Annotated in this window: 9 protein-coding genes and 1 pseudogene; 4 read left to right on the forward strand and 6 right to left on the reverse strand. The window is 68.2% G+C overall.

Annotation, left to right across the window (positions count from 1 at the left end):
- A pseudogene (locus R6V09_RS54745) lies at positions 1-237 on the reverse strand (CoA transferase); the annotation flags it as partial.
- A 26-nt stretch (positions 238-263) separates the two neighbouring features.
- Complete coding sequence (locus R6V09_RS37955; RefSeq protein WP_317886030.1) at positions 264-1796, reverse strand: S8 family serine peptidase; 1533 nt, start codon at positions 1794-1796, stop codon at positions 264-266.
- Positions 1797-2107: 311 nt separating this feature from the next.
- On the opposite strand from R6V09_RS37955, the gene R6V09_RS37960 reads away from it, so the two are divergent.
- The 3 genes from R6V09_RS37960 to moaA all read left to right on the forward strand — a co-directional run bounded on the left by R6V09_RS37960 (position 2108) and on the right by moaA (position 5217).
- Positions 2108-2464, forward strand: a complete 357-nt coding sequence (locus R6V09_RS37960) for a DUF485 domain-containing protein (protein WP_317886031.1) — start codon at positions 2108-2110, stop codon at positions 2462-2464.
- Positions 2461-4080 (forward strand): solute symporter family protein, encoded by a 1620-nt coding sequence (locus tag R6V09_RS37965; RefSeq protein ID WP_317886032.1) that lies wholly within the window; start codon positions 2461-2463, stop codon positions 4078-4080. Before R6V09_RS37960 ends, R6V09_RS37965 begins: the two co-directional genes overlap by 4 nt.
- Before the next feature lie 147 nt (positions 4081-4227).
- Positions 4228-5217 (forward strand): GTP 3',8-cyclase MoaA, encoded by a 990-nt coding sequence (moaA, locus tag R6V09_RS37970; protein ID WP_317886037.1) that lies wholly within the window; start codon positions 4228-4230, stop codon positions 5215-5217.
- Between the two features lie 24 nt (positions 5218-5241).
- Here moaA and R6V09_RS37975 read toward each other — a convergent pair whose 3' ends face one another.
- Positions 5242-5460 carry a hypothetical protein gene (locus tag R6V09_RS37975; RefSeq protein ID WP_317886033.1) on the reverse strand — a complete coding sequence of 73 codons (219 nt, stop codon included), beginning with the start codon at positions 5458-5460 and terminating at the stop codon, positions 5242-5244.
- A gap of 235 nt (positions 5461-5695) precedes the next feature.
- A complete protein-coding gene (locus R6V09_RS37980; protein WP_317886034.1) occupies positions 5696-6082 on the reverse strand; it encodes a DUF3099 domain-containing protein in 387 nt (128 codons plus the stop codon).
- A 247-nt stretch (positions 6083-6329) separates the two neighbouring features.
- Between R6V09_RS37980 and R6V09_RS37985 the strand changes: the two genes are divergently transcribed.
- Complete coding sequence (locus tag R6V09_RS37985) at positions 6330-6608, forward strand: GlsB/YeaQ/YmgE family stress response membrane protein (RefSeq protein WP_019060682.1); 279 nt, start codon at positions 6330-6332, stop codon at positions 6606-6608.
- Positions 6609-6699: 91 nt separating this feature from the next.
- Here the strand turns inward: R6V09_RS37985 and tyrS are convergent, their stop codons facing one another.
- Entirely contained in the window at positions 6700-7968 is a 1269-nt protein-coding gene (gene tyrS / locus R6V09_RS37990; RefSeq protein ID WP_317886035.1) for a tyrosine--tRNA ligase, read from the reverse strand.
- Between the two features lie 45 nt (positions 7969-8013).
- Positions 8014-9115, reverse strand: a 1102-nt coding sequence (locus R6V09_RS37995) for a metallopeptidase TldD-related protein (protein ID WP_317886036.1), incomplete at its 5' end; no start/stop codon positions are given.

Consider the following 9115-nt stretch of genomic DNA (forward strand, 5'->3'; position numbering starts at 1 on the left):
CAGCGCGCACGCTCCCACGCAGGCCCGCGCCAACTCCCGTACGGGAAGCCGCGCTTCGAGCGCCCCTTGGCGCGCGACGATCGAGACTCGCGAGACGAGGGCGGGATCGCCACCCAGTGCTGACCACGCCATGTCGATGTCAGTCATGACTGCACTATGCAGTATTGATTCAATCAATATATCTGTGGTGGCGATGCGGACATGAACGGGCCGGGCGGAGATCCGCCCGGCCCGCATCAACATCAACAGAGAACAGGTACGGGCTACTTGACCGCCCGCAGCGCGTTGACGATGCCGAACCCGTAGAAGCCGTTGACACGCTTGCCGCCCACGCAGGTCGCGTCCGCGATGCCGTCGCCGTTGGTGTCGTACACGGTGGTCGGGCAGCCCGGGTTGTCGGCCTCGGCCTTCAGCAGCGCCTGCAACTGGGCCGGAGAGGCGTGCGGGTGCGTGGACTTCAGCAGCGCGGCCACGGCGGCCACGTGCGGGGTCGCCATCGACGTGCCCTGGAGGTAGCCGTACGTGTTGTTCGGCAGCGTGGACAGAATGCGGCCGTCCTTCGACGGCGTGTTCGCGGGCTGCCGGACGTCCCCGCCCGGCGCCGACACGTCGATCACGCCCTTGCCGTAGCTGGAGAAGTACGACTTGGCCTTGGTGACGCCGACCGAGCTCACCGTGACGACACCCGGCAGCTGGGTCGGCACGTCGAAGCACTCGTGCGGGTCGACCGTACGGGTCGTCGCGGTCGAGTCGTCGGGGCTGGAGGCGTCGACCAGGGCTTCGGAGTCGAGGTCGTCGTTGGAGTTGCCGGCCGCGGCGACATTGAGCGTGCCCTTGCTCTGGGCGTACAGCTGGGCCCTGTTGACCGCGTCGACGATGGCACGTTGATCGGGGTCGTCCATGCAGTTGTACAGCCAAGGATCAACGTAGTAGCTGTTGTTGGTGATCTCCACGCCGTGATCCGCGGCGAACACGAACGCGCAGACCACGCTCTCCGGGTAGAACAACTGGCTTGAGTCCGGCTCCGCCACCGTGATCCCGGCGACCTTCACACCCGGCGCGACCCCCGCCACGCCGATGCCGTTGCGGGCGGCGGCGATCTCACCCGCGACATGCGTGCCGTGGTAGTGGACGGAGTCCACGGGACGCCAGGAGCCGTACGTGGTGTCCGCCTTGCCGCCCACGCAGTTCGCGGACTGCGAGGGGGAGAAGTTCGGGGCGATGTCCGGGTGGGTGTCGTCGACGCCGACGTCGATCACGGCGACCGTCACGCTCTTGCTGCCCGGGTTGATCTTCGCGGCCTTGTCGGCACCGATCGCGGGCAGGTCCCACTGGTCGGCTTCTAGGGGCTCGCTGTCACCGGCCGCGGCGGACGCCTTCGCCGTCTTCGCGGCCTGCTCCTTGGAGAGGTACTGCACCGCGCCCTCGTCCGTCGTCGTGGCGGGGCTCAGCGGCGCGGTGCGCGTGGCACCGGCCGACTGCACACCGGGCACCTTGCGGATGATCATCCCGAAGTCGGGGTTCGCCGAGTGCACGACGATCACGCCGATCTTCTCGTACGTCACCACGATGGTGCCGCCGGCCGCATTGATCGCCTTCTTGACCGTGTCGATCGTCCGGTGGTCCAGTCGAGTGTTGACCACATACGCAAGGTTGGGCGCGTCGGCGGCCTGCGTGGTGGTCTCCGTGATCGGGACCGCCGAAGCCGCCGACGGGAGGAAACCGAGCGAGGCGGTCAGCGACAGGACAACCGGTACGGCGAGGGCGAGCCGGTGTCTGGGGCGCAGATGAGCCATGGGATCTCCACATCATCCGGAAACGAAATGGCCCGAGACGTGGTGGCGTTCGGGCAGGTACATGACGAGTGGTGCCAGCTGAAGTTATCTCCCGCGAGGGCTGGCCAGCAATGACTTCCCAAAGGCGAGTCCTGAAAGAAGTCAAAGGAGTTGAACCGGTCCACGCGTGGCGCCGTGCCCTTGGGCAGGAAGCGCCAGCAGGATCGAGGACCCCGCGATATCGCGCAGGGAAGTCACTCGATCACTCCTGGTGGCGTGATCCATAGGTTCGTGAGGTCGCAACCAGCATGTCCGCAACGCGAGGAGACACCGTGGCCACCGAGACACCACCACCCTCGAAAGCCGAACGCAAACTCCCCAGTACCGAGGAGTTCGAACAGGTCCAGGAGAGCGCGGAGTTCGCCGAACTGCGCCGCGCCCACCGCTCCTTCGCCTTCCCGCTGACCGTCGCCTTCATCGCCTGGTACCTCCTGTACGTCCTGCTGTGCAACTACGCGGACGACTTCATGGACACCAAGGTCGTCGGCAACATCAACATCGCCCTGGTCCTGGGCCTCGGCCAGTTCCTCACCACGTTCCTCATCGCCTGGTGGTACGCGCGGTACTCCGCCGCGAAGCTCGACCCCAAGGGTGAGGCCATCAAGTCCCGGATGGAGGGCGGCGCATGAGCCCCGCGATCACCCTGGCCGCCGGCGAGGCGAGCCAGCACCGGCCGCTGATCATCACCCTGTTCGCAATCTTCGTCGCCGCGACGCTCGTCATCACCGTCTGGGCAGGGCGGCAGACCAAGAGCGCCGCCGACTTCTACGCCGGCGGCCGGCAGTTCACCGCCTTCCAGAACGGCCTGGCCGTCTCCGGCGACTACATGTCCGCCGCGTCCTTCCTCGGCATCGCCGGCGCCATCGCCCTCTTCGGCTACGACGGCTTCCTGTACTCCATCGGCTTCCTGGTCGCCTGGCTGGTCGCCCTGCTTCTGGTGGCCGAACCACTGCGCAACTCCGGCCGCTACACCATGGGCGACGTCCTCGCCTACCGGATGCGCCAGCGCCCGGTCCGCACGGCGGCCGGCACCTCCACCATCGTGGTGTCGATCTTCTACCTGCTGGCGCAGATGGCCGGCGCGGGCGTCCTGGTCTCCCTGCTCCTCGGCATCACCACCGACGCGGGCAAGATCGGCATCGTCGCCCTGGTCGGCGTCCTGATGATCGTGTATGTCACCATCGGCGGCATGAAGGGCACCACCTGGGTCCAGATGGTCAAGGCCTGCCTGCTCATCGCCGGCGCCCTGCTGCTCACCTTCCTGGTCCTGCTGAAGTTCAACTTCAACGTCTCCGACCTGCTCGGCAAGGCCGCCGACAACAGCGGCAAGGGCTCCGCCTTCCTGAACCCCGGCCTCAAGTACGGTGCCACCGGCACGACCAAGCTGGACTTCATCTCCCTGGGCATCGCCCTGGTCCTCGGCACCGCGGGCCTGCCCCACATCCTGATCCGCTTCTACACGGTGCCCACCGCCAAGGCCGCCCGTAAGTCGGTCAACTGGGCCATCGGCCTCATCGGCGCCTTCTACCTGATGACCCTGGCCCTCGGCTTCGGCGCCGCGGCACTGATCAAACCTGACGAGATCATCGCCTCCAACAAGGCGGGCAACACGGCGGCCCCCCTCCTGGCCCTCCATCTGGGCGGAGTCGACTCCAACTGGGGCGCCATCCTCCTGGCCAGCATCTCGGCGGTCGCCTTCGCCACGATCCTCGCGGTCGTCGCCGGCCTCACCCTGGCCTCGTCCTCCTCGTTCGCCCACGACATCTACGCCAACGTCATCAAGCGGGGACAGGCGACGGAGAAGCAGGAGATGGCAGCCGCCCGGTACGCCACGGTCGGCATCGGCGCCGTCTCCATCCTCCTCGGTGCCCTCGCCCGCGACCTGAACGTCGCCGGCCTGGTCGCCCTCGCCTTCGCGGTCGCCGCCTCCGCCAACCTCCCGACGATCCTCTACAGCCTCTTCTGGAAGCGGTTCACCACCTCCGGAGCCCTGTGGTCGATCTACGGCGGCCTCGTCACCGCGGTCGGCCTGGTCCTGTTCTCGCCGGTCGTCTCCGGCAAACCCGCCTCGATGTTCCCGGACGTCGACTTCCACTGGTTCCCCCTGGAGAACCCCGGCATCATCTCCATCCCGGTCGGCTTCCTGCTGGGCTGGCTCGGCACGGTCCTCTCCAAGGAGAAGCCCGACACCGGCAAGTACGCGGAGCTGGAGGTACGGTCCCTGACCGGCACCGGAGCCCACTGAGCCACCCACGCCGACGGCCGCGTCGTAGATCCCTACGACGCGGCCCCGTCGTACCTCGTGGGATCGGGCCGCTCTCGTTGTCAGAGGTGTCGCGTAGGCTCGCAGGTGTCGGAAAACATGCGATCCGAATCGAGGGAGGAGGCCCACGTGCTCATCGACACCTATGGCCGAGTGGCCACCGACCTGAGGGTTTCGCTGACCGACCGGTGCAACCTCCGGTGTACGTACTGCATGCCCGAGGAGGGCCTGCAGTGGCTGGCGAAGCCCGACCTCCTCACGGACGACGAGATCGTCCGCCTGATCGACATCGCGGTCACCTCCCTCGGTATCGAGGAGGTCCGCTTCACCGGCGGTGAGCCCCTGCTGCGCCCCGGCCTGGTCGGCATCGTCGAGCGGGTCTCGGCCCTGGAGCCTCGCCCCCGGATGTCCCTCACGACCAACGGCATCGGTCTCAAGCGCACGGCGACCGCCCTGAAGAAGGCGGGCCTGGACCGGGTCAACGTCTCCCTGGACACCCTGCGCCCGGACGTCTTCAAGACCCTCACCCGCCGCGACCGCCTCAAGGACGTCCTCGCCGGCCTGGAAGCCGCCCACGACGCGGGCCTGACTCCGGTGAAGATCAACTCGGTGCTGATGCCGGGACTCAACGCGGACGAGGCCCCGGACCTGCTGGCCTGGGCCGTGGCGCACGACTACGAACTGCGCTTCATCGAGCAGATGCCCCTGGACGCCCAGCACGGCTGGAAGCGCGAAGGCATGGTCACTGCCGGCGACATCCTCGCCTCCCTCCGCACCCGCTTCGAGCTGACCCCCGAAGGCACGGACGAGCGCGGCTCGGCCCCGGCCGAGCGCTGGATCGTGGACGGCGGCCCGCACCGCGTGGGCGTCATCGCCTCGGTCACCCGCCCGTTCTGCGGAGCCTGCGACCGCACCCGCCTCACCGCCGACGGCCAGATACGCAACTGCCTGTTCGCCCGCGAGGAGACCGACCTCCGCGCCGCCCTGCGCTCCGCCGCCCCGGACGAGGAGATAGCCCGCATCTGGCGCCAGGCGATGTGGGGCAAGAAGGCCGGCTCGGGCCTGGATGACCCGTCGTTCCTCCAGCCGGACCGACCGATGTCGGCGATCGGCGGCTGAGCAGCCGTCGTAGGCGAAGAGGCGCTACGGGATTTCGGGCGCTTCCCAGTCCTCGAACTTGACGACGTCCTTCAGGAACCCCCGCACACCGAGGAACTGGGACAGATGCTCGCGATGCTCCTCGCACGCGAGCCACGTCTTGCGCCGCTCCGGCGTGTGGATCTTCGGGTTGTTCCACGCGAGCACCCACACGGCGTCGGCGCGGCAGCTCTTCGCGGAGCAGATCGGCGTCTCGTCACTCACGGGAACTCACGGAATTCGTCTCACAGATGCGCTGAAAAGGCGACGCCGAGCAGCCACGGGGGGAGCTGCCCGGCGTCGGTCTGTCGCTCCGACGGGGGATGCGGAGCGCGTACGAAGTATGTCACGGGTAACCGGTCGCTCGGCACCGGAACAACATGATTGATCTGAGCTTTTCTTGAGCTTGGTGCGGAGCCGACTTCCGTTTATGGCACGTTCGCCATGGTCACGACCGGCCCTACGGTTCGCCCCGCGCACCGCTCGTCGGCTCGGGCACGACGTCTTCCGGGACGGGTTCCGCGACCGCCTCGTCCGACCGCGGCGGTGTGATCATCGGCCGCAGTGGCGCGGTGACGAACGTCGACGGCAGACCGGGCGCGTTCTCCCGCCCGGCATTCGCGATCACCACGGAGACATAGGGGAGGAGCACACCGAGCACCAACGCGACGATCGCGACGTGCCGTTCGACGTTCCACAGGGAACAGGTGAGAATCACCGCCACCGTACGGATCGACATCGAGATGACGTACCGGCGCTGCCGACCGCGGACATCCTCCGCGAGTCCCGTGCGGGCTCCGGTGATCCGGAACACCTGGGCGTTGCCTTCGCCGTGCAGCTTCCGCATCACATTCCACCATCCGCCCGCATCGGACTCTCCCCGGCCCGCAACCCCGGTTCACACCCGATCCGGGAACCGGGCCCCGACACGTCCCACGTTACGCCGCGCCTGCGCCGCCTTCGAGACCGGGGCACCCCGGGCTCGGGCGAGCGATCTGCGACGTACCACGTACGGCCGTACCCGACATGCGGCGTACGGCGACCGGGCCCACACTTGGCGTAATGCTCACGTAGAGCCGTACAAGGAGGCAGCCATGGGCTGGTTGTGGGCGATCATCGTGGGATTCGTGCTGGGCCTGATCGCCAAGGCGATCATCCCGGGCAAGCAGCACAGTCCGCTCTGGCTGACCACCATCTGCGGCATTCTCGGCGCCATCGTGGGTAACGCGATCGCCCGAGCGGCCGGCGTCGACGCGACCAGCGGCATCGACTGGAGCCGCCACGCGTTCCAGCTCGTCGCCGCGGTCATCATCGTCTTCGTGGTCGACATGGCGTACATGGCGACCATCGGCAAGAACAAACAGAGAGCTTGAGGGACAGCGTGCCCCGTAGGGGCGCGGGGAACTGCGCGACCAGCCACGACGAAACCCGCGGCCCGCAACGAACCCCACGCCCCTATGGCGCTTACGCTCCAGTCACCTCAACGGCGGCAAGATTCTTCTTGCCCCGCCGAAGCACCAGCCACCGCCCGTGCAGCAGATCTTCCTTCGCCGGCACGGCGTCCTCCGCGGCGACCTTCACGTTGTTCACGTAGGCCCCGCCCTCCTTCACGGTCCGCCGCGCCGCGGACTTGCTCGCCACCAGCCCCACCTCGGCGAACAGGTCGACGACGAGGCCGAGTTCGGCGACCTGGACGTGCGGCACCTCGGAGAGGGACGCGGCGAGCGTCTTCTCGTCGAGCTCCGCCAGCTCGCCCTGCCCGAAGAGGGCCTTGGACGCGGCCGTCACGGCGGCCGTCTGCTCGGCGCCGTGCACCAGCGTCGTCAGCTCCTCGGCGAGCGCGCGCTGGGCGGCGCGGGCCTGCGGGCGCTCCTCGGTCTGCCGCTCCAGCTCCTCGATCTCCTCGTGGGACTTGAAGCTGAAGATGCGCAGGAACTTGGAGACGTCCCGGTCGTCCGCGTTCAGCCAGAACTGGAAGAAGGCGTACGGCGTGGTCATCTCGGGGTCGAGCCAGACCGTGCCGGACTCCGTCTTGCCGAACTTGGTGCCGTCGGCCTTGGTGATCAGCGGCGTGCCCAGCGCGTGCACCTCGGCCTCCGGGTCGACCCGGTGGATCAGGTCGGTGCCCGAGGTGAGGTTGCCCCACTGGTCGCTGCCGCCGGTCTGGAGCGTGCAGCCGTGCCTGCGGTACAGCTCCAGGAAGTCCATGCCCTGGAGGATCTGGTAGCTGAACTCGGTGTAGCTGATGCCCGCGTCGGAGTTGAGCCGCCGGGAGACGGCCTCCTTCGCGATCATCTTGTTGACCCGGAAGTGCTTGCCGATGTCCCTCAGGAACTCGATGGCCGACAGGCCCTGGGTCCAGTCCAGGTTGTTGACCATGATCGCGGCGTGCGGGCCCTCGAAGTCCAGCAGCGGGGCGATCTGCGCGCGCAGCCGCTCGACCCACTGGGCCACGACGTCCGGCGAGTTCAGCGTCCGCTCCGCGTTCGGCTTCGGGTCGCCGATCAGGCCCGTGGCACCGCCGACCAGGCCCAGCGGACGGTTGCCCGCCTGCTGGATCCGGCGCATCGTCAGGATCTGCACGAGGTTGCCGAGGTGCAGGCTGGGCGCGGTCGGGTCGAAACCGCAATAGAACGTGACGGGACCGTCCGCGAACGCCTTGCGCAATGCGTCCTCGTCAGTGGAGAGGGCGATGAGCCCCCGCCACTGCAGTTCGTCGACGATGTCCGTCACGGTTCTCGTATCTCCTTGGGATGGTCTCGTGGATCAGGTACGAGGTTATACGCCCTGACTGACAGAGCTCATATTGAAGTCCGGCACCCGCAGCGCGGGCATCGCAGCCCTAGTGAACCAGTCGCTCCATTCCCTCGGCAGCGTCTTTTCCGTCCGCCCGGCCTCGGTCGCCCGCCCCAGCAGATCCACCGGCGACTCGTTGAACCGGAAGTTGTTCACCTCGCCCGCCACCTCGCCGTTCTCGACGAGGTACACGCCGTCCCGGGTCAGCCCCGTGAGCAGCAGCGTCGCCGGGTCGACCTCGCGGATGTACCAGAGGCAGGTCAGCAGCAGCCCGCGCTCGGTGTTCGCGACCATCTCCTCCAGGGAGCGGTCCTCGCCCCCGCTGAGGATCAGGTTGTCGATCGACGGCGCGACCGGCAGCCCGGTCAGCCCCGCGCTGTGCCGACTGGTCAGCAGGTGCTGCAGCTCGCCCTCGCGCACCCAGTCGGTGGCGGTCAGCGGCAGCCCGTTGTCGAACACCGACTGGTCGCCCCCGGAGCTGTGCGCGAGCACGAACGGGGCGGATTCCAGGCCCGGTTCGTTCGGATCGCTGCGCAGCGACAGGGGCAGCTCGGTGAGCCTCTCGCCGACACGGGTGCCGCCGCCCGGCTTGGAGAACACCGTGCGCCCCTCGACCGCGTCCCGGCCCGACGCCGACCACATCTGGTAGATCAGCAGGTCCGCGACCGCGGTCGGCGGCAGCAGCGTCTCGTACCGTCCGGCGGGCAGTTCGATCTTCCGCTCGGCCCAGCCCAGTTGTACGGCCAACTCGGCGTCCAGGGCCGCCGGGTCGACGTCCTTGAAGTCCCGGGTCGAGAGGCCGGCCCAGGCCGAGCGCGTACGGTCCGGGGACTTGGCGTTCAGCTCCAGGGTCCCGTTGGGCTGGTCGTGGCGCAGGCGCAGCCCGGTCGACGTACCGAGGTAGCTGGTGACCAGTTCGTGGTTGGCGAAGCCGTACAGCTCGCGACCGCCCGCACGCGCGCGTGCGAACGATTCGCCGAGCGCCGGGGCGAAGTCGGTGAACACGCTGGACGAGGTCTCGGCGGGCCCGTCCGCGAAGTCGGGCGACGGGGCCACGCCAGTGACGAGCGGCTGCGCGTCCTCG

Origin of the sequence: Streptomyces sp. W16, assembly GCF_033194735.1 — a bacterium.
Classification (GTDB): Bacteria; Actinomycetota; Actinomycetes; order Streptomycetales; family Streptomycetaceae; genus Streptomyces.

Bases quoted from the DNA above. Each gene is read 5' to 3' on its own strand.
- R6V09_RS37980 (WP_317886034.1), bottom strand. From the start codon at position 6,082: ATGCGGAAGCTGCACGGCGAAGGCAACGCCCAGGTGTTCCGGATCACC.
- R6V09_RS37955 (WP_317886030.1), bottom strand. From the start codon at position 1,796: ATGGCTCATCTGCGCCCCAGACACCGGCTCGCCCTCGCCGTACCGGTT.
- R6V09_RS37965 (WP_317886032.1), top strand. From the start codon at position 2,461: ATGAGCCCCGCGATCACCCTGGCCGCCGGCGAGGCGAGCCAGCACCGG.
- R6V09_RS37985 (WP_019060682.1), top strand. From the start codon at position 6,330: ATGGGCTGGTTGTGGGCGATCATCGTGGGATTCGTGCTGGGCCTGATC.